This window comes from Cellvibrio sp. pealriver, assembly GCF_001183545.1.
In the GTDB taxonomy this organism is placed as follows: domain Bacteria; phylum Pseudomonadota; class Gammaproteobacteria; order Pseudomonadales; family Cellvibrionaceae; genus Cellvibrio.
In genome coordinates, this window is sequence record NZ_KQ236688.1 from 79,986 (window position 1) to 101,475 (window position 21,490).

Consider the following 21,490-nt stretch of genomic DNA (forward strand, 5'->3'; position numbering starts at 1 on the left):
TAAATTTAAAATAAATCGGTAAACACAATGCCAAGTGAGAACACTTCCATATCGGCATTGTAATCAATCAGGCTATGGCCATAGCCGTTAAAATACTTCACTTGTCCTCGCAAATTGGTACTCACTGGAAAACTCCAGCCAAGCTCCATGGCCCCTTTGTTGTCTGCATCAAAATTATTGCGCAGCATAATATTAAAAATGTTGTTTCCTTTTTCGTAAGCGCCGTTAAATTCAAAACGCCCCATGTAGTGAGAAATATCGGGGTTGTCATCGCCATCGGGATCACCGGGGTACTCTTGCTCCGGCTCTGGAATTCGATACCAGGGGCTGAGCGCAAACACAAATCTACCGCGCTCGAATACGCTATTCATCATAATTCTATTCCAGCTACGCGATTGAATCCCGCCTTTGCCATTGGACTGATGGTTGAGCGCAAATTCATTCAGTACGTTTCTGAATCCGAAAATTTCCCAATCATTGGTAAAGCTCAATAAAAGTTCTGGTTGATGATCGGTCTCACGAAATGGCGCTGAATCTTCATCGCTGTAAATTTGCCAAAACGAATGATTGGTGTATCCCATATAGAGATGCCCGTTATCATCAAACAGATTTTCGTAAATCAGGATTTTGGTGCTGAACTGGAATTCAGCTTCGGCATGTTTTAAATCGACGAGCGCTTTTTCTTCGTTGGTATTTGTTTCGCTGCCAGTTGCTTCACTCAAATAGGGCGCAGTATTCGGGCGGCTGCTGTAGCTGAGTGGCGAAAAATAATTGCGTTTGTGCGGAGTCAGAATAAATCGGTTGGAGCGGTTTAAAGCCTCCATTGTCATGCGCCGATTCAGCAAGCGGCCTTCGGGATTGGTCTCTTGTGGTTGCCCTGTTGCGACGGTTTCTTCTTCCAGTGTGGGCACGCCGGATGCGTGGTTTTGCAAGTAAAGTTCGCGGCAGGCAGCGCGCAGCTCGGCAATCGTCATGCTTTCATCAGCTGTGGTCACCGATGATTGCAAGCAAGTATTGATTGCCTCAGCAGTGGGTTCTTGCGGTGCCGCAAGTGCGTAATGCGCGAAGAAAAAGAGTGTGCACGGGATGAGTAGAACAGCAGGTAATCGAAAAGATCGCATTGGACATCCTGATAGCGCTGGTGATTGTTGATGGCATTGTAAGTCGTCAACACCCGGAGGCAAGCTATCTGTTTGTTATTCCTGTGCTGCTTTTCAATAAGATTGCACCCACACCTCAATATCTTGCTCGTGCCATTGTGTTAGCAGCTGTACACCTTCATCGACCACTTTGAGGTACACATCAATAATATCGGTTGCCAGACTGAACAAACGGCTACTGTCCGCATTGATTTGGTGAGGGTTGACGACATCGCTCTCCACCATGGACAGCAAAAACTCCAGTTTGATTTCATAACTTTTCAGCTGGCTGAGCAGGCTCAGGTCGCTATCCAATAATCCTTCAAGGCGTTTGGTCTGGTGACGCAACTTTTCGTTATTGACCCGGGTGCATTGGATGACGTACCGCAGCTTGCTGGCAAAATCTTTATCGCAATAGCCCAGTGCCGAGGCGTAGGTCGCCAGTGCACGGATACGGCCGATTTGCTCGGCAACGGCGGGCATCAAGCGGGTAGCAAAATGCAGCACTTCAAGGTACTTGAAGCGATTGGGATAGAGGGCTTCATCGGCATGGATAACCTTGGGTTCCTGCATTTCCGGCATGGATTGGGAGGTGGGTTGCTCAAGTTGCTTGCCCAAAGCAGCCACCATACTCAGTAACTGCTCAATCAGATGACAATGCAATTCATAGTTGTCGATGACGCTGTCTTCCTGCCAGTCGCGGCTGATGGTGAGCCAGGCGTTTGCCAGATTTTCCTGATCGCGCGGGCTCAATAATTCGGAGCTGCGCGCAGAGAAGGCTTGCAGCAATTCCAACCGGCGCTCCAGCTGGATCTGCAAATGCGCCAGCTCATCGCGAAATTGCTCGTTCCCTCCCAGTGTGCCCATGGTCATACCGCGATGACGTTGCACCGCCTTGATCATATGGATGAGTTGCTTGGCGAGGGTCAGGGCATCGAGCCGCTGGTGATAAAGGTCACAGAAGTGTGCAAACTGGCTTGAACCTTTGCCGCGAGATGGTGCAACCAGGGTTGCCCCCTGTCTGTTGATGGTGCTTGTGGCCATGTTTAACTCTACTCCGAAGTCTGGAAACCGTTGATGGGGCTGCATCTAACCTGTCTCCTAATAGGGAATGACACAAATTGCAGTCTTTACAGCAACTGCTATGCCATATCCCCTGCCGTAAATTCTAATAGGCATCGTGTGTAGCTCAATATATGATTAATGCGACTTAATTGGGCTGATAATACAAAAAGAGATCGGAGTAGATGCCATGCCAAACCCTGTGAATCCGCCAATTCCGGTAAAAAAGATACTCGTTGTTGGCGGCGGAACTGCAGGCTGGATGACGGCTGCCTATCTAGCCAAATGGTTGGAATCGGTCGATATACAGGTCGAACTGGTTGAGTCTGACCAGATCGGCACCATTGGTGTGGGTGAGGCAACGGTGCCGGGAATCCATCAATTTATCCGCGATTTGGCGATCAGCGAAAGTGAGTTTATCCGCGCTACCAACGCCACCTTCAAGTTGGGTATTGCGTTTGAACACTGGGCGGGAATCGATAAGCATTTTTTCCACCCCTTTGCCGGTTATGGGGTGGCCATTGAAGACCGTTCTTTCCACAAAACCTGGTGGGCCGCCAGACAGCAGGGCTATGCGCAAGAGTTGGATCAATTTTGCCTGTGCACCCAATTGGCGCGCGCGGGCAAGTTTGCCCAGCCCAGCTTTGATCCGGAAAGCCGTTTGGCTTGGTACAACTACGCCTACCATTTCGATGCATCACTGTTTGCCAAATTCCTGCGCAACTACGCGGAAACACGCGGCGTTACCCGCATCGAAGGCAAGATAAATCATGTTCAACTGGACAATACGAGCGGTTCTATCCAGTCATTGACGTTGGAATCCGGCCAGATGTTGGACGGTGATTTATTTGTTGATTGCACCGGCATTCCGGCGCTGTTGATCGGCAAAACCCTGGGGGTGGGCTACGAGGATTGGAGCCACTGGTTGCCTTGTGACAGCGCCCAAGCCGTCCAGACACAGAGCCTGCGCGAACCAGACCCTTTCACCCGCTCATCGGCCAGAACGGCCGGTTGGCAATGGCATATTCCGCTGCAACACCGGGTGGGCAATGGCTATGTGTATTCCAGCCAATTTATCTCCCACGACGAGGCGCGCACCGAGTTGCTTGGTAATTTGGCCGGTGAGCCCTTGACCGACCCGCGCTTGATTCGCTTCACCACCGGAATGCGCAAAGACTTCTGGTTCAAAAACTGTGTGGCGATTGGTTTGTCGAGTGGTTTTCTGGAGCCGTTGGAGTCAACCAGTATTTCGCTGATCCAGACCGGCATCGCCAAAATGACCAGCTTTTTGGTGAATTTTGAAATCGATGAAAAACAGGTGGCTGAAGCAAACCGGCTCAATCGTCTGGAATACGAGCGTATCCGGGATTTTATTATCCTTCACTACAAGCTCAATGGCCGTTCGGGCACGTTTTGGCAGCAGGTGAGGGCGATGGACGTTCCCGCCAGTCTGGAGCAAAAAATGGCGCTGTTTAAACGCACTGGCGATATCAGCATGTTGGAGCAGGAATCGTTCAAAGAGGAAAGCTGGTTGAGCATGTATTACGGCTTTGGGGTTGATCCTGCAGGAATTAACCCATCTGCGGATCCGCAACGAACGCAATTAATCATGGATAAAATGCGCAATGCCATCCAAAAAGGCGTAGCACTTGCACCCAGTCACGCTGAATTTATCCAAACACTTTCCGCATCGCACACCTGATTTCTAAACGACCCCTGAGCGCAAGGCTGCTGCGCCTTGCGCGTATCCCGCACACATCCCAAAACACATCTTTCCCGATTTTCCTACAAACCTGTTTTTCCTCGATCCGGCTGTTAACAAGCCGCCAATAAACTGGATATTCCATGTATGACTACGCTTATTTTTGTGTGGTTTTGTTTCCTTTTGTATCACAAATATGATTTTTGGTTATCATTGGTAAGAATTGTTGCGCCGGTAAAAACATTATCTTAATATGCGACATATAGTCATATTTACCATATAAAATCTGCATTACTTCCCTATGAACCCATCGTCTGTACGTCACAAGCCTTTTTGGATGCGTGGTCTGAGTGTCATGTCGCTATTGACGTGCCTTTGCCCTGCGTTGATGGCAGCGGAACACGAGCCATCAGCTCCGTTGGCGGTGGTGTTCGAGCAGCCAGCACAGGATTGGGAAACCCAAGGGCTACCGATTGGCAATGGTGCGATGGGAGCGGTGATTGCAGGTGGGGTAGAGCGCGAACTTATCCAGTTCAATGAAAAAACCCTGTGGACGGGTGGCCCAGGTGCGCAAGGCTACGATTTTGGTTGGCCGCAACAGCCGCGGGCAGAAGCACTTGCCCAAGCCCGGAAGATCATTGCAGAGCAGGGCTCTCTTAAACCTGAGTCTGCAGCCCAATTATTGGGCCAAAAAATCACAGCCTATGGCGATTACCAGACCTTCGGCGAGTTGCAACTTGCTTTTGAAAAAAATGACAGCGATGTCAAAGCGTATCAACGCGTTTTGTCTTTGGATAATGCCCAGGTCGATGTGAGCTACGCCCAAGCTGGTGTGAACTACAAACGTGAATATCTGGCGAGTTATCCCGATGGTGTGATCGCAGTTAAATTCAGCGCGGACAAGCCCGGCAAGATTTCCCTGCGCGCCACTCTCGGTGTGCCCGACAACCGCAGCATCAGTACCCGCATTGAATCCGGCCGTTTAATCGCAAGCGGAAAATTGCACAGCAATGGTTTGCAATATGAAACGCAAATCCAATTCCTGAATCAGGGCGGCGAGTTATCAGTTGTGGGCGATAACACTGTCCGTATTGCCAAAGCCGACAGCGTGGTGATTTTGTTGAATGCCGGTACGGACTACGCACAACAATATCCGCACTACCGCGGGCAACATCCGCACAAAAAATTGCAGCAGGCGATGGATGCCGCCAGTGCAAAATCGTTTGCACAAATACAAGCTGATCACCGCGCTGATTACCAAGCACTGTTTACTCGCGTGAATTTAAATATCGGCCAAAGAAGTTCAACTGAGCCGACCGCCGCGCTATTAAAAAAATACAAAACCGGCGATGCGCAATTAGATCGCACGTTGGAAGCGACTTACTTTCAATTTGGCCGCTATTTGCTGATCGCTTCATCGCGCCCAGGTTCACTGCCAGCAAACCTGCAAGGTGTTTGGAACAATTCTGTTACGCCGCCGTGGAATGCCGACTATCACGTCAATATTAATTTGCAGATGAATTATTGGTTGGCAGAAACCACCAACTTGCCGGAGTTGATGGAACCCTATTTTGATTTTGTCGATAGCCTGGTTGAACCGGGAACCATCGCGGCAAAAAAAGTCACCGGTGTTAACCAGGGTTGGACGTTATTTCTAAACACCAATATTTGGGGCTTCACTGGCGTTATTGAATGGCCCACTGCGTTTTGGCAACCGGAAGCGGCGGCGTGGTTGGCACAACATTATTACGAACATTATTTGTTTTCTGGCGATGAACAATTCTTGCGTGAACGCGCCTATCCATTAATGCGCAGCGCTGCCGATTTTTGGCTGGCATTTTTAATCAAAGATCCGCGCGACGGAAAACTAATTGTCTCTCCGAGTTTTTCACCCGAGCAGGGCAATTTCACCAATGGCGCTGCCATGAGCCAGCAAATCGTATTCGATTTGCTGCGCAATACCCATGAAGCCGCCGTGCGCTTGGGCGATAAAAAATCCGCTCAAAAAATTTCCGCAACACTCGCGCAGCTCGATTCAGGAATTCGCATCGGCTCATGGGGGCAGCTGCAAGAATGGAAAGAAGATGTGGATGATCCCAAAAATGATCACCGCCATATCTCGCATTTATTTGCGTTGCATCCGGGGCGTCAAATCGATGCGCACAAACAACCGCAATTGTTGCAGGCCGCGCGCACCACATTGAATGCGCGTAGCGATGGTGGCACCGGTTGGTCGCAAGCCTGGAAAGTCAACATGTGGGCGCGTGCGCTGGATGGCAACCGTGCGCACAAAGTGTTGGGCGAACAATTACAGCGCAGCACGCTCAGCAATTTGTGGGACAACCACCCTCCATTTCAGATCGATGGCAATTTTGGCGCAGCAGCCGGCATTGCAGAAATGCTGGTGCAAAGCCACAACGGTGAATTGCATTTATTGCCCGCGCTGCCAGATGCATGGCCATCGGGTTCAGTAACCGGCCTGCGTGCACGCGGCGGCATCACTCTGGATTTGAAATGGCACAACCATGCATTAACAGAAGCAACAATATCGTCAACATCCAAACAAGTTTTACAGCTCAGAACAGCGCAGCCTTTAGCACAATTTTTATTAAAGGATGCAACGCAAGGAAAAACCCTTGAATTAAAACGCGAGGGGAATGCCGGGAGTTTTATTGCACAAGGAGGAAGCAGCTATCGCTTGATACGCAGTGATGCGGGGAGCGAGTAACCGTTTTAGGAGAATTAAAAATCCAATAAGTAACGAGATAATTCTAACTGGAGAAAATCATGACAACCAAAAACAAACAGCTGAGAACGCAATTCCTCAAAAAACAATTGCCAGCGTATATCAAAATGGCTTCAGGCCTTTCGTTGGTCGTTGGTACTATGGGTTTAACCGCACCTGCATTTGCACAAGATGCTGCAGAAGACCAAGTTGAAGAAGTGATCGTAAGTGGTCAGCGTGCGAGTATCCAAAGCGCGCAAGATGTAAAAAGAAATTCCAGCGTTGTGGTGGATTCCATCGTTGCAGAAGACATCGGTAAATTACCGGATCGCAGCGTAACAGAAGCATTGCAACGTGTACCCGGTGTAACCGTTGGTCGCTACACCAATAACGATGCCGAACACCCTGCAGCAGAAGGTAGTGGTGTTGCGGTGCGCGGTTTAACGCAAGTGCGCGCTGAATTAAACGGCCGCGATGTATTTTCTGCGGCGAGTGGTCGCGGTTTAAGTTTTGAATCTGTCCCTGCTGAATTGATGTATGCAGTGGATACTTACAAAAGTCCATCGGCCGATATGATTGAAGGCGGCTTGGGTGGCACCGTTAATTTGCGCACACGTATGCCATTTGATTCGGATGGCCAATTGGTGAGTGTATCTGCAAAAGCCAACTACGGTGATCAGTTGGAAGAAACCAACGGCGAATACTCTGGTTTGTACAGCAACCGCTGGGAAACCGATGCCGGTGAGTTCGGTATTCTTATCAACGCATCAACATCAGATTTAGCAACCCGTTCAGATCAGGTGTATTCACGCCCATATATGCCACGCACTATCGATGGCGATGATGTGTGGGTATCCAAAGGTGTGGATTGGCGTCGCAACGATCACGACAGCACTCGTGAAGGTGGTTACCTTGCATTGCAATGGGCACCGAATGACAGCACTGAACTTTATTTCACGGCATTCCAAACCAAACACGATAACGTGTATGACGAAAATGCGTTTTTCCTTGAAGGTCATAATGGCGATCAAGCGCTGGTTCCTACCGCTGACAACGATTGGGTTTACAGCGCAAACGGCGCAATGGAATCCGGTACGGTAACGGTTGCCAACCCTGCGCAATGGGGTCTTGATTTTGGTACCAGTACCCGTTGGGCACAAAACGTTTCCAAAACCACTGATTACTCCACTGGCATCAAATGGTCGCCAGATGATCATTGGAAATTCTCTGCCGATTTACAATACGTAAAAGCCGATGCACGCGTGGATGATTACACGCTGGGTCTGAAAGTGATTCCTGCGCAAGCGCGTATGGAAGGTATTGGAACTGAAAAACCATCGATCATTATCGACGATGCCTACATGTCTAACTACGCCAATTACAACCTTGGCCAAGCGATGACACATTTCGAACGCAATGAAGCCGAAGCAAAAACCGGCCGCATCGATGCAGAATATGATTTTGATGGTGCAGTCATTAAATCGGTTAAAGCCGGTGTTCGCTATTCAGAAAAAACAGGTGACAATATTAATACCGGTTACGACTGGAATACCCGTTACGCAACCTGGTTTGGTTTTGACAAAAACACCATTCCAAAAGTTACTGCAGATCAAGCAGCAGATTATTTGACTCTGTATTCATTTGGTGATTTCCAACGCGGCGATGTGACTGTTCCTGCGAATGGTTATTTGTATTCAGCCAATGCGGCGAGAAATTTCCGTGCAACTACCGATGCCGTTAACGCTGATTGTGAAACCGATGGCGCTTGGTGGTGTGCGGGCAGTGTGTATCAAGAGTGGAACCGTCTGGAAAATCCGGATTACCGCAACCTGCAAGAAGAAAAAACCGTGGCCATGTATATCATGACCAATTATGGTTTTGATGATCTGGCAATGCCAATCGACGGTAACTTTGGCGTGCGTGTTGTGCAAACCGATAACACTGCATCAGGCACCTTGGTTGTTAACGAAGCAACTGTTGATGGCGTAGTGGTTGTACCTCGTTCAACCGAGCCGCTGGAAGCCAAAACCAACAACACCCACGTGTTGCCAAGTTTCAACTTGCGTATGCAAGCCACAGACGATTTGTATGTGCGTTTTGCTGCATCTGAAGCAATCTGGAATCCATCCTTCTCCGATATGCAAGCATTCGTAACCGTGAGTGCCGATATCGACGAAGAGACCGGTGTTATCAAATCGTTCAATCTGAACCAGGATACCAACCCGTATCTGCAGCCGATGGAAGCAACGCAATTCGATTTATCGGTAGAGTGGTATTTCGATTCAAATGGCGGTATGGCTTATGCAGCTTTGTTTAACAAACAAGTAGAAGGTTTCTTTAAGAAAACAACTGCGGCTTATGCGATTGGCGATTACACAGGTGAAGCCACCTGGTTGGATAATGTTGGCAGTGGCGATATCAACGGTTTGGAAATCGGCGTGAATAAATTCTTTGACTCGCTTCCTGCTCCGTTCGATGGCTTGGGTATTCAGGCTAACTACACTTACATCGATAGCAAAGCTGACATCCCATTAAATACCCAGCCCGTGGGCGGTGATACCCAAGCGGGCGCGGCTCCTATCGATACCGACCGCTCTGCTTACGGACAATTGCCAATTGATCAGCTGTCAAAAAATGCATTCAACCTTGTTGGTATGTATGAGAAAGATGGTTTGTCTGCACGCTTGGCGTATTCATGGCGCAGCAAATACCTGATCGCATGGGGCGGCAATGGTTTTGATCCTGACTTCAACGATGGTTTGGGCGGCAAAGCGCGTATTCCAGTGTACAACGATGACTATGGCCAATTGGATGCATCCATCAGCTATACCTTCCTCGATAATTACACGGTAACGGCAGAAGCTTCTAACCTGTTGAAAGAAAAAACCGTTGGTATTATTGACCAAAATGCCGCTGGCGATCACGTTGCGTATTCTTACGCACAAGATGCCCGTTTTGCTGTAGGTATCCGCGCACGTTTCTAATGCGCTGTTAGGCTAATGCCCTGTATCGCAAATGCGATACAGGGCATTTTTAGTTTAAGAAGCCACATAATTTTGTAATGGTAGGTAAAAAGTCCTGCCTGGTTACCTATCAAAAATACTAATTGGGTAATAATTATCTGCAGCCGTTTTATTTTTCCTGCATCAAAATACTCAGTTCCGGAATCCATTTTATGAAATACACACCCACATTTTTCCGCGCGTTAATACCTGCAATCGCGGCGCTGTGCGCAACGGCTTTTTTGCCTGCGCAATTACAGGCTGCCGAGCTTCCGCAGTTAGTGAGTAACAACGGCAAACATGCGCTAATGGTGGATGGTGCGCCGTTTATTATGCTGGGTGCACAGACCAACAATTCCAGTAATTATCCCGCGGCATTAAAAGATGTGTGGCCCTCGGTTGAAAAAATGCATGCCAATACCCTGAGCATTCCAGTGGCATGGGAACAGATTGAACCGGTTGAAGGCCAGTTTGATTTTTCGTACGTGGATGTACTGCTCAAGCAAGCGCGCGAGCGCAATGTAAAAGTGGTGTTGCTGTGGTTTGCAACCTGGAAAAACAACGCACCGCATTACGCACCTGCATGGGTGAAGTTGGATAACAAACGTTTTCCCCGTGTAGTGAAGCAAGATGGCGATACATTGAATTCCATGTCGCCTTTAGGTAAGAACACAATGGAGGCAGATAAAAAAGCCTTTGTTGAATTAATGAAGTACCTGAAAAAAACCGATAAAGACCACACCGTGATTATGGTGCAAGTGGAAAACGAAGTCGGCACCTACGGTTCCGTGCGCGATTTTTCTCCTACCGCACAGCAGGCCTTCAATTCACCTGTACCTGCTGATTTGGTTGAAACCTTAAAACTGAAAGCCGGAACCTGGGCGCAGGTATTCGGAAAAGATGCCGATGAATTTTTTCACGCGTATCACATCGCAAAATATTGCAATGACATTACCGCTGCCGGTAAAGCAATCAAAAACTTACCCATGTACGTGAATGTAGCGCTGCGCAATCCGTTTAACCCGGGCTTGCCGGGGCAATATTCCAGCGGTGGCGGTACCGACAACGTGTTACACATTTGGAAAGCGGCTGCGCCCGATATTGATTTGATTGCCCCGGATATTTATTTCCGCGACCACAAAACCGTCAGCAAAGTATTGGAGCTTTATACCAGACCAGATAACGCCCTGTTTGTTGCAGAAATTGGCAATGACCAACCTTACGCCCGTTATCTATATCCAACGCTGGGCATGGGTGGTATTGGCTTTTCTCCATTCGGAATGGATGACACTGGCTACACCAACTACCCGCTTGGTGCAAAAGAATATAACGATGAAACCATCGAACACTTTGCACAGCACTATCGCGCAATAGAACCCAATATGCGCGCGTGGGCAAAATTGTTATTTGAAAATAACAGTTGGGGTTTTGCAGAACCATTAGACACCACTGGCGATACACAAAAAATCTGGAATGCCGAGGCAACACCGGAAGAAAAAGACCAGCATAAAAAAGACCGTCCCGCTGCACTTACGCAAGTGGTCGATGGCGGCCTATGGGACATAGAAGTCACCTACGGCCGCCCGATGTTCTGGATTGCGCCGCCAGAAGGCAACACGCCAGCGGCAGGCGGTGCCTTGGTTGTGCAATTGAGCGAAAACGAATATTTGGTAACAGCACACAAAGCACGCGTGGAATTTAAACCATCAACAGAATTAGCCAATAAAAAATACATGATTGACCGTGTAGAAGAAGGTAATTTTGTTAAGGGGCAATGGGTAGTGGATCGCGTATGGAACGGCGACCAAACCGATTGGGGCATGAACTTCAGTGACCGCGCCGTTACACTAAAAGTGAAAATGGCAGCTTACGAAGTCAATTGATTATTGCGCTCACGCTAACCCTCTCCCAGAGGGAAAGGGGTGCTACTCTCTATAAATTTTCGTTTAGCAAAAAAGCCTGCCTGTTGTGAAACAGGCGGGCTTTTTCATGCTAATTATTTCAGTGTATTGAAATATGTCACAATTAACGGCTTGAACAATAAATGTTTAAGCATGAATATTCACCTCACTTATTAACTGAAGTGAATAGCCTTAAAGGAATATAAAATGGTAGTGAAAAAATTCCAATGTATACTGGTTCTGCTAATTGGTTTCAGCAGTATCGCGAAAGCGGATGAAATGGTTATGATAAATAATCAGCTTTCTGCATGTGCAAAAATTAGCTATTCAAAAATAGTAAAAGACACTGCTATCCCAATGTTGTTATTTAATATCCAGCTCAAGGATTCAATCGCAGAATGTGGTTGTAAGTCAGCATTGAGTTTATTTTCAGTATCATCCCATCGGGATTCTTATAAGTCATATTTGTTAAGTGGAAAAGTGGCGCTGGAAAAATCTGGTAATAAAATAATTCCTCTTGCTGCAGATTATGCGTTGATCGATAAAGTTGATTTGGAGGTTAGCTTTTCTTGTGCTCAGTCTGATTAATCTTTAAATATATCCGGTGTTAAAAGCCCGCCCGTTGTAAAACGGGCGGGCTTTTTATTTAGGGATAATTTTTATAAGCCTGCAGTCTGATATGTCATTTTTTGCTGCCTCCATAAAAGTGTCATCAATTTATCAAATTGTTTTCATATCGCTCGGTCAACGTTGAACGAATAATGAAATGATGAGCGGGTGTTTAATAGCGTTCAGTTTCTTCTATTAAAAAATCCCACCTGCTATAAAGCGGGTGAGACTTTTATTGGGATCACAATAACGGTATGAGGGAAGGGTTATGCGCTATCTGATGTCGTTTGTTGCAATACTTTTTATATTTCAACCCAATACGGCGCTTGCTTGGGGAAAGTATGGGCATGTGGTTGTCTGTGAAATCGCGTACCGAAATCTGACAACAGATGCGAGAGCAGAGGTAAACCGGTTGCTGAGTGTTGATGGTGAGTACAAGTCTTTTAATCACGCTTGCTTGGAAGCAGATGAAATGCCCCGCACTAGCCCTGCCAGCCATTTTGCCAATTACAGTCGCGACATTCTTGTTATCGAGCAAGATGGTTGCCCAAACGATAAACCTTGCGTTATCAGTGCAATCAAAGACGATCTTAATATTGTTGCCGACAAAACCAGGCCGGATACTGAACGCGCAAGGGCGATGATTCTGTTAGGGCATTGGGTGGGTGATATTCATCAGCCGCTGCATATTTCCTATGCGGATGATCGCGGCGGAAATTCAATTATCAAACGAGGGAAATGCTCCGGCGATAACCTGCATGCAGTATGGGATAACTGCATTATTGAAAATACCATTCTTCCCGGAAATTGGATGCAAAAACAATTTGGCTGGGCGAGATTCACACGTGCGTATCGTGCAGCCGATTCACTTATCGCCGAAATATCGGAAACAGATAAAACCCAGTGGGCAGATTCGGTCCCGTGGCAATGGGCTGCCGAATCGTATGAAATTACAATAAATCCGGATGTTTCCTACTGCACCCAACGAAATAATGCCTGCTGGTATGAGCCGCAAAATAAACGCCTCGATGACGGAGAAGATAAAAAAACGATCCAAATGACCAATGAATATTTGGAAGAGTTTTCTCCCGTGGTCAAACTAAGATTAAAACAAGCCGGAATCAGGTTGGCGAGTTTGCTGAATGAAGGGCTTAGTAATTAATTTTTTTAAGGTATTTAGTCAACTAGTGTAGTTATCAAAAAGCCCGCCCGTTTAAAACGGGCGGGCTTTTTGTTTATAGCATTTTTGATCGTATCAGGTTTGTAAGTTCACGCTTCACCACCTACAAGTTTAGAAATGTAGGTTGGTGGTGAGCTTGCGAACCCCAACATGAAATGTTGATTTAGAACGCTGCATTAACCTATTTCGGGTTTCGGCCAAGAGCGGACATTAACCACCTTCGCACACCATCACAAATTTTCTCGCAATATTAGCATCGCATCCGGATTTACACTGGTAGGCTTGCTCATCAATATTTTCTGCATCCAGTTCATAAACCAACACCCCTTTATTTTCCTTTGCTGCGGAACACTGTAAAACACTGTACCCGCTATCCATTTCACAATAACCATAGTTATTGGAACCGCTAAGACCGTAAGTGGGAGGAGCTACCTCGATATTCTTGAGTATTATTTCCCGGTTATCAACTACAGCTCGGAGAAAACACTCGTCAGCTCCGATAGCAAAAACCTGTGATGCATTGAAAATTAGAATTAATAAAATTGCACGCATGCTTTAAAAAAATCCTTCAATTAATTATTTTTAAATTTGATTAAGTCGGTTATCTATCAACGAGGTATAGCAGCCGGCAAGGCTACCGAACTTCGCATAACGGCCAGAAGCGGACCTTCAGCGATAAACGCACCATATGAAATTGAAACACTTTTTCGCTTAAATATAACTATACAGGGTGTCTACAATTGGTGGGTAACTCGGAGTTCTAACGCCGAGTTCAGCGGCAGTTTTTAAGTTGTGGTTTTGTGGAATAATTTTGCGCAGCAAAACCACAAAACTGCGACTTAAAAACTGTCCAGCACGCGTAGCGTGCGAGCTGGAACGACTTGTTAAATAATTACATTGTAAGTTCAAGCCAATGTTTTTCGACTGATGTATATGCCGTTTCTTTAAATTCCAAGCACTCACGAATAATATGTTTGAGAACATATGAATTATAGTGAATGCCTTCACTGTGAAGGAATGATTCTATTTCCGCATTTACGTACTCGAATTCAGTAATTGAATAATTTTCAGATATTGCTTGCTGTAAAATTAGACGAAATACGTTTTTAGCGTAGTGAATGTTGGCTGGCTTAGACTCTTCCGTTCCGTCCTGCTTTTCAATAAGAACCTGTACCATAGCCGTCAGAATATCGAGCTTAGATTGAATTTGCGGTAGTTCTCTATTTAAAAATGCCTTTACAAAAGTGGATGTAGACGAATTTTCACTGATTCGTTGTGAAATTTCATTGTGGTTGTGTTCTATAAGCCATTGCTGAAACTCAGCTAATTGCTTTAGCTTCTCACCATCCCTTCCCGCAGCGAAAGCAGAGACTAAACCAACGATTTGTGAAAATTCTTCGATCAAGTATATGGCTCCGATTTTGCTTTATTTAACGCCGAGCTAAGCGGCAGTTTTTAAGTTGTAGTTTTGTGGGAACCTTTTGCGCAGCAAAACCACAAAACTGCGACTTAAAAACTGTCCAGCGCACGTAGTGCGCGGTGCTTCAGCGACTTGTTAATATTTTTTTATTGAATTTTACTACAGCACTTCCATGAGCTTCTTCAATTAAAGGAAGAATTTCTGTAAATGCTGTTTCGGTTGGGTTAAGAATTTGTACCCAATTCATCCATCCGTAAATAGGATGCGGCATTAAAGTGTTTAACGCAGTAAAGTCATGGCCGGTATTAATAATTCCGCCCTTGGCTGGCCTTGGTGGTTTTAAACCAAACAGCCTTTCATAACTGGATTTATTAATTCCAATACTCACCCTGAATATTCCATCTCTGTCTAGCTCAGATGATTTGTCATTTTCCCCGTTCTTTTCTTTGATTGTGCAGAAATAAACACCGTTGGGTAAGGCTTTTCCGGGATTGTAAAATAATGAGGTTTCTCCCCAACTAGATTTCGGAACAACGCCATGAAAATTTTCAGCAATGTGCTTTATGATACTTTCAGGTTTCATCAATTTTCCTTATTGGTAATATTAACGCCGAGTTCAGCCGCAGTTTGTAAGTTGGCTTTTTGTGGAAACTTTTTGCGAAGCAAAACCACAAAAAGGCGACTTACAAACTGTCGAGCGCACAAAGTGCGCGGTGCTGGAACGACTTGTTATGGGATTGGCATTTTTGCACGTTGCTTGAACAGAGAAAAATGCTTTTTCCGCTTTTAATAAAACCTTGAGCGCGTAAAACCAGAAACAGAATAACGCTTTTGCAAAACCAGCAGAATAGTGGTTTTAAAGTGCGAAAGCGTTTCTACCGAAGGCACCAAAATGTACCTAAAAAAACCAAAAAACGTTCACTTCGGATTTTAACGTTTTGCCGCTACAAGCGATAAAACTTCAGCCTGATAAAACCCAAAACGAACCAACTCAGAAAATTACCGGTTTTGCTTTTACGAACTTTCAGTACGCACAAACCAAAACCTTTCTGCCCCCATAACGCCGTGCTCAACGGCAGTTTGTAAGTTGTGGCTTTGTGGATTACTTTTGCGCAGCAAAACCACAAAGCCGCAACTTACAAACTGTCCAGCGCACGTAGTGCGCGGGTTGGAGCACTTTGTTATGCTCTACTGGTAAATTAGGGATAATGCTTTTTGACGATTAGAGTCAAGAATGAAACTATTCGTGTAATTTACTAGGTCATTTTCCTTAGGTGGCTCAAAATGATTTTCCAGCATGGAAACTAAAGCTATTTTATTTGAGTCCATATTCAGCTCCCCCAAAAGCACATTTAGTTCGCTAAATTTCAGTTTATTAGATAAAACATGCTTGGATTTTTGCACATAACCTAACTTACCTGAATCAAGCGAAAATGTTTTAAATTGATACAGGAACTCTGAAAATTCTAATTTTCTTACTTCTTTCCCAAGAGGTGAGCTACTTTCAGATACAGACGAGACTGACACCATAAACTCTAGAGGCTCAGCGATACTTTTAGAATTAATATCTGAATTTTTTTCTTGAAATGTTAACACTGCCGGAGGCGTGTTTTTTACTTCACCAGATACTGGGAATTGCCACGCAAAAACGCTTACCAGCAGACCTGATATAGCTAAAATTATTCCTATTTTATCTACTTTAGTCATAATTTCTCTTTTAAAGCATAACGCCGTGCTCAACGGTAGTTTGTAAGTTGTGGTTTTGTGGAAAACTTTTGCGCAGCAAAACCACAAAGCCGCGACTTACAAACTGTCCAGCGCACGCAGTGCGCGGGTTGCAGCACTTTGTTATGTGCTTGTATACCTATATTCAAAAGTACCGCTTGAAGCCTTAGGGTTCCAGCCTTGAGAAATAGCATTTTTAATACATCTCTCAATCATGCTCGGAGTTACGCTCTCAGAGCCTAATTTAAGAGATGCGTCTGGACGTGAGAATGGAAAAGTAATTCGCAAGATAGTGCCGCTCAATTCCACCGGCTCAACGACAGCAGTTATTTCTGAACCTAAACAGTCCTGTGAGTACGTAGGTTTTGGCCTGATGAGCCACAAAAACTCATTTTCGCCCACGTTAATTTTTCTACTTCCTTTTTTTGGAATGTTCATTTCAATATTCACATAACGCCGAGCTAAGCGGCAGTTTTAAAGTTGTAGTTTTGTGGAATACTTTTGCGCAGCAAAACCACAAAACTGCGACTTTAAAACTGTCCAGCGCACGTAGTGCGCGGTGCTTGAGCGATTTGTTATAAATGGCCGCTAAAAGTTATTGCGCAGGCAACATACCCTAATAAACCTGCATAACCCAAAATAACAAAACCAAGTTTAGACCAGAAGAAAAGATTAATAGGCCAAGTTAAGTATTTGGATGCTTGTAATTCTGGATCATTTCCAGCGCCATATTTTATTTCTTTAATTCTATGAAAAATGCCCCAGATTGCAGATGCAACTATGTAGTGCAGCAAGTCACAGAAAATGCTCAGAACAAGCAATAAGGCAGGCCAAAGCAAGTTTTCAGGAAGTGTATATGTATTACCTGTTTTTGTATTAAAGATCCAAAGCAATGCAATTCCCGCAAATGAAGCCTGCCGACTTACAGAACTTGCTGAGCTGCTAAAGTCATAATATGACTGCTTATAGCCTGATAATTTCATTTTTTACTATTACTTGGGCTTCTAGGCCCAGTACTCGTAGTGGTTTGATTGTTGTTCTGCAATTTCCCAGAAGAGGATGTTGAAGAATTCCGCCCGCTACCACCTCTATTTTCACTAGGTTTCTGTGGCGGTGATTGTGGAGTTTTTCCATTGCCGCCAGTTTTATTATTTGTCATTGTGTTTCTCCATATTTTTTATAACGTTGTTATAAGCTGTGGTTTGTAAGTTGACGATTTGCGCAATAATGGCGAAGCCATGCGCGAATTGGCGACTTACAAACCATCAGCTTGATGACCTTGTTAGGCACTTACGCTTAAAAATTCGTATGGTATGCCCAATTTTAGACTCAAACGCGCTAGGCCTACACATATTTTCATTTGCCACACAAAATAACAAAACGTTTTCACTAATTTCATATATAGCTGGAAATGTTTTTCCAACATCATCCCCATATGTATCAGTCCAATTTATTTGCTTTGGGGTAACATTCGGATTTATGGAAAATATTCCTTTTATTAAAGTGGCTCCCTCGGCATTAACAACCACAAACTCATTCTTCTGGAACGTTACCACAGGAGCTGCACCATAACTTTCATTAGGATTTTCTATCTCATCTGAGTTGCAGCTTACTTGAACCCATGAGCCACTAAATTTTTTATATTCTTCTTTTTCCATTTTAAGCCCAATTTTGGGTTTTTATTTGCCTAACGCCGAGCGCAAAGGCAGTTTGGAAGTTGTGGCTTTGCGGAATACTTTTGCGTAGCAAAACCGCAAAGATGCAACTTACAAACTGTCCAGCACACGTAGTGTGCGATTTTGGCGCGACTTGTTATGAATGCCCGGTGTGGCTCTGAATTTGAAAGAAAAACTGAAGCCAAACCGTGGCACCCTGTTAAAAATACTGCTGCTGATATTCGCAGCAAACCTTCTTACTGGCAAGCCTCTCTACGAAGCTCGTTTATCACCAAAATAACTAGTGGCAGCAAGCTACAAAGTGCGATAACACAAAACCAACTACTGCACGAAGAACGGAACTGCCCATTTCAAAACTTGCTCAATGTTCAATGCTGAAGAAATTAGCACTAACTTTCTAGAGCCACGCTAAAGAAGCCCAGCCATTCATAACGCTGAGTTCAGCCGCAGTTTGTAAGTTGGCTTTTTGTGGAATACTTTTGCGAAGCAAAACCACAAAAAGGCGAATTACAAACTGTCGAGTGCGCAAAGCGCACGGTGCTGCAACGATTTGTTAGCAATTTTTTAATTAAATGCGCGATAGAGAATGTCACCATAGCCCCATATGACTGTGCCAAATATCACTACTAATAAAGTTCCTCTATCTGCCCACCGAACCATATTTGAATATTTGCGCTTTAAATATATATGGCCATACAAAAACGGGGAGCTATCTGTAAAAGATAATAGTTTTAGCTTTGCTATTGCGATTTCAGCTAGTAGACCAAAAACAACAGTAACTGAACCAGCTCGCGTAAACCAGGTTTCAGGAGACTCTTTTGGAATAATTACGTAAAACGAAATAATTGGTGCAACGATTGCAACTGCGATGAATAAGGCCAACGAGGTAAACGCGCTCTTGATTTGCTCAATTTTATTATCCACTTCATCTTTTCCACTTTCCTTAAGCTCAGCATAAAGCTCTTTCAATTCCATTAGATATGCTGGATCTTTCATATTTTTTCCTTGCTAACGCCAAGCTCAGCCGCAGTTTGTAAGTTGGTTTTTTGTGGGAAATTTTTGCGTAGCAAAACCACAAAAAAGCGACTTACAAACTGTCGAGCACACGAAGTGTGCGGTGCTGGAGCGCCTTGTTATGAATTGTTAATTTCTACTGTCTTGAGTGTTAAATACAACTATTAATTCTTTGAAGTTTTTTTCATATATTTCATGGCTTAAACCCTGTATTTCACAAAAACTGGAGGCTCTCTTGACTGCTTGTAAAACCGAATTATCAAGCCTTTCGTGACCACTGCCAGCTTCGATTGAAGCAGACTCTATTGCGCCGTCAGGAAGCAATAATATTTTTACCGTTACTTGTGTGTTTTTCGTTTCATTTACGGGTGGCCTTGACCAATTCATGGCTATATTTTCAATAATTAAGTTGGTGCAAGTCTCTTTAGACTGACACAAACTTTTACAATTTGTGGATTTTTGTCGTTGGATATTCTCTTGGGCGAAGGATGAGATTGATAACGCTCCACAAAATGCCAAAATTACTAAATGTTTCATACTTTCCCTTCATAACGCCGAGCTAAGCGGCAGTTTTTAAGTTGTGGTTTTGTGGATTACTTTTGCGCAGCAAAACCACAAAACTGCAACTTAAAAACTGTCCAGCGCACGTAGTGCGCGATGCTTCAGCGATTTGTTATGTTCTTACTCTACGGCACTGATTAATTCGCTAAATCTCTAACTAAAGCATTACTGCTTTGCTTTGAAAAAGACCAATATTCACCATCTCCAGATATAAAAATTAACTCGCCTTTTGCGCTATTGATGATGGAGTCGATGATCAGGCCACCGCCAACAACTTCATTTCGAGTGTCAGGCTTACCGCCCTCGGCAATAGTTGATTTAATTTTATTGGCTAGTTCAACACTGGCTTTAAGATTTTCGGTTTGTTGCCAATTTTTATTGAAATAGATAAAAGGTCTAACAAATTTTTCTTTTTCTTTTGGTATATACAACCCGCCAGCTCTAACCATGAAGAGATCCTCTCTTGCGCTATAAATAACTGAATAGGCCTCTCCTTCATAAAAAACACCATATTCGTTTTCATACACTGCTGTATATTTGCCATTCATAACTGCAATTTGCAATTTATTATTTTTTGCAAGACTTTCAATTATAGGCTCTTTCAAAATAAAGCTTTTCTTATCAGATACAGGATTAAGGTTGCTTAACGATTGAGGTTTTGATGCACAGCCATACATAACCGCCAAAGCTAGTGTTATTAAGAAATATTTAGCTAATGTTCTAAAGATCATGATTTTTCCTGAAAAGTAGTTGGGTTTGAACATAACGCCGTGCTCAACGGCAGTTTGTAAGTCGTGGTTTTGTGGATTACTTTTGCGCAGCAAAACCACAAAGCCGCGACTTACAAACTGTCCAGCGCACGTAGTGCGCGAGTTGGAGCACATTGTTAGGTAACTATTTCTTTGATTGCATAGGCTTCCATCGCCCTTCTTCAAACACCAGCTCACCTTCAACTTTAACTGAAGGGCAACAACGAGCATCTTTTGCGAAGTCAAACTCCAGTGCCGAATAGTATATTTTCTCACCTTTGGCATAAATACCGGTTATTGTTTGAGGAAAACTATCCGATGTTTGAGACGGCAATGAGTATTTAGGATTAACAAAAATGTGTTGTGGGTGCGAACGGTCGTAATTTGAAAGAACCACAAAGTATGGCCTACTCATTGCAGAGCCACCTGAGCAACCCAAATCTAAAGAATAGAGCGATAGGTACGATAGCTCTTTCCAATTTTTTAACTCAACCACATTGTCTTTTTGCATATTAAAAACGCAACCAAAAGAAAGAGCATACCTTTCTACAATACTTGGGATTGTTTCTTTAGCACTCTGCTTTTGTTGCTCATATTCAAGTTCAAATTGCTTTTCTTCCTCCTCGGGAGTGGCCATAACAGGCGAACCGAAAAGAATACAAGCCATTACCGAAATAATTGAAAGTCTCATTTTTTACCTAACGCCGTGCTCAACGGCAGTTTGTAAGTCGTGGTTTTGTGGATTACTTTTGCGCAGCAAAACCACAAAGCCGCGACTTACAAACTGTCCAGCGCACGAAGTGCGCGGGTTGCAGCACTTTGTATGATTGATTTCATCAGTTTTCTTATCATTCTTAACGCGATAAGGTGGAGCCCATACCTGCAGCAACAGGTATTCAGCAAGGTAGCCCGGTGCAGCACTGGCGCAGAGTAATCTAGCCCGTTAACAAGCGTGGGCACCTTGCTGATTCTACTTTTAACTCGAACAGTCGAATGGGCTCCGAGCCCGAATGTAGCAAGGGTGA

19 protein-coding genes are annotated in these 21,490 nt (G+C 44.7%); 6 read left to right on the forward strand and 13 right to left on the reverse strand.

Features of this window, described 5'->3' with window-relative positions; translation table 11 throughout:
- Window positions 1–5: 5 nt before the first annotated feature.
- Together VC28_RS00340 and VC28_RS00345 are read right to left on the reverse strand one after the other, a co-directional pair.
- A complete protein-coding gene (locus VC28_RS00340) occupies window positions 6–1,121 on the reverse strand; it encodes a phospholipase A (RefSeq protein WP_053094136.1) in 1,116 nt (371 codons plus the stop codon).
- Between the two features lie 93 nt (window positions 1,122–1,214).
- Window positions 1,215–2,183 (reverse strand): hypothetical protein, encoded by a 969-nt coding sequence (locus VC28_RS00345; RefSeq protein WP_049628911.1) that lies wholly within the window; start codon window positions 2,181–2,183, stop codon window positions 1,215–1,217.
- A gap of 208 nt (window positions 2,184–2,391) precedes the next feature.
- On the opposite strand from VC28_RS00345, the gene VC28_RS00350 reads away from it, so the two are divergent.
- The 6 genes from VC28_RS00350 (at window position 2,392) to VC28_RS00380 (ending at window position 13,302) form a co-directional block, all read left to right on the forward strand.
- The gene (locus VC28_RS00350; protein ID WP_049628912.1) at window positions 2,392–3,903 is read left to right on the forward strand and encodes a tryptophan halogenase family protein; all 1,512 of its coding nucleotides are present in this window, start codon (window positions 2,392–2,394) and stop codon (window positions 3,901–3,903) included.
- Window positions 3,904–4,258: 355 nt separating this feature from the next.
- Window positions 4,259–6,631: a glycoside hydrolase family 95 protein gene (locus VC28_RS00355; RefSeq protein ID WP_231591606.1), complete on the forward strand. Its 2,373-nt coding sequence runs from the start codon at window positions 4,259–4,261 to the stop codon at window positions 6,629–6,631.
- Window positions 6,632–6,690: 59 nt separating this feature from the next.
- Window positions 6,691–9,612: a TonB-dependent receptor gene (locus VC28_RS00360; protein WP_049628914.1), complete on the forward strand. Its 2,922-nt coding sequence runs from the start codon at window positions 6,691–6,693 to the stop codon at window positions 9,610–9,612.
- A 191-nt stretch (window positions 9,613–9,803) separates the two neighbouring features.
- Window positions 9,804–11,513, forward strand: coding sequence for a DUF5597 domain-containing protein (locus tag VC28_RS00370; protein ID WP_053094138.1), 1,710 nt, complete (start codon window positions 9,804–9,806; stop codon window positions 11,511–11,513).
- A gap of 225 nt (window positions 11,514–11,738) precedes the next feature.
- A complete protein-coding gene (locus VC28_RS00375; RefSeq protein WP_049628916.1) occupies window positions 11,739–12,119 on the forward strand; it encodes a DUF2195 family protein in 381 nt (126 codons plus the stop codon).
- A gap of 289 nt (window positions 12,120–12,408) precedes the next feature.
- Window positions 12,409–13,302, forward strand: a complete 894-nt coding sequence (locus VC28_RS00380) for a S1/P1 nuclease (RefSeq protein ID WP_049628917.1) — start codon at window positions 12,409–12,411, stop codon at window positions 13,300–13,302.
- Between the two features lie 228 nt (window positions 13,303–13,530).
- Here VC28_RS00380 and VC28_RS00385 read toward each other — a convergent pair whose 3' ends face one another.
- The 11 genes from VC28_RS00385 to VC28_RS00435 all read right to left on the reverse strand — a co-directional run bounded on the left by VC28_RS00385 (window position 13,531) and on the right by VC28_RS00435 (window position 21,156).
- Window positions 13,531–13,872 carry a hypothetical protein gene (locus tag VC28_RS00385; protein WP_049628918.1) on the reverse strand — a complete coding sequence of 114 codons (342 nt, stop codon included), beginning with the start codon at window positions 13,870–13,872 and terminating at the stop codon, window positions 13,531–13,533.
- A 340-nt stretch (window positions 13,873–14,212) separates the two neighbouring features.
- The gene (locus VC28_RS00390) at window positions 14,213–14,725 is read right to left on the reverse strand and encodes a hypothetical protein (protein WP_049628919.1); all 513 of its coding nucleotides are present in this window, start codon (window positions 14,723–14,725) and stop codon (window positions 14,213–14,215) included.
- 139 nt (window positions 14,726–14,864) lie between these two features.
- A complete protein-coding gene (locus VC28_RS00395) occupies window positions 14,865–15,323 on the reverse strand; it encodes a DUF6194 family protein (protein WP_049628920.1) in 459 nt (152 codons plus the stop codon).
- 605 nt (window positions 15,324–15,928) lie between these two features.
- On the reverse strand, window positions 15,929–16,447 hold the full coding sequence (locus VC28_RS00405) for a DUF4476 domain-containing protein (RefSeq protein WP_049628922.1): 519 nt from the start codon (window positions 16,445–16,447) through the stop codon (window positions 15,929–15,931).
- Window positions 16,448–16,588: 141 nt separating this feature from the next.
- Window positions 16,589–16,915, reverse strand: a complete 327-nt coding sequence (locus tag VC28_RS19665; RefSeq protein WP_197085461.1) for a hypothetical protein — start codon at window positions 16,913–16,915, stop codon at window positions 16,589–16,591.
- 125 nt (window positions 16,916–17,040) lie between these two features.
- A complete protein-coding gene (locus VC28_RS00410) occupies window positions 17,041–17,448 on the reverse strand; it encodes a hypothetical protein (RefSeq protein WP_049628923.1) in 408 nt (135 codons plus the stop codon).
- A 282-nt stretch (window positions 17,449–17,730) separates the two neighbouring features.
- Window positions 17,731–18,123, reverse strand: coding sequence for a TIGR03067 domain-containing protein (locus tag VC28_RS00415; RefSeq protein WP_049628924.1), 393 nt, complete (start codon window positions 18,121–18,123; stop codon window positions 17,731–17,733).
- A 582-nt stretch (window positions 18,124–18,705) separates the two neighbouring features.
- Window positions 18,706–19,137, reverse strand: coding sequence for a hypothetical protein (locus VC28_RS00420; protein ID WP_049628925.1), 432 nt, complete (start codon window positions 19,135–19,137; stop codon window positions 18,706–18,708).
- Between the two features lie 147 nt (window positions 19,138–19,284).
- On the reverse strand, window positions 19,285–19,692 hold the full coding sequence (locus VC28_RS00425; protein ID WP_049628926.1) for an energy transducer TonB: 408 nt from the start codon (window positions 19,690–19,692) through the stop codon (window positions 19,285–19,287).
- A 161-nt stretch (window positions 19,693–19,853) separates the two neighbouring features.
- The gene (locus VC28_RS00430; protein ID WP_197085462.1) at window positions 19,854–20,540 is read right to left on the reverse strand and encodes a hypothetical protein; all 687 of its coding nucleotides are present in this window, start codon (window positions 20,538–20,540) and stop codon (window positions 19,854–19,856) included.
- A gap of 70 nt (window positions 20,541–20,610) precedes the next feature.
- The gene (locus tag VC28_RS00435; RefSeq protein ID WP_049628928.1) at window positions 20,611–21,156 is read right to left on the reverse strand and encodes a hypothetical protein; all 546 of its coding nucleotides are present in this window, start codon (window positions 21,154–21,156) and stop codon (window positions 20,611–20,613) included.
- Window positions 21,157–21,490: the final 334 nt, after the last annotated feature.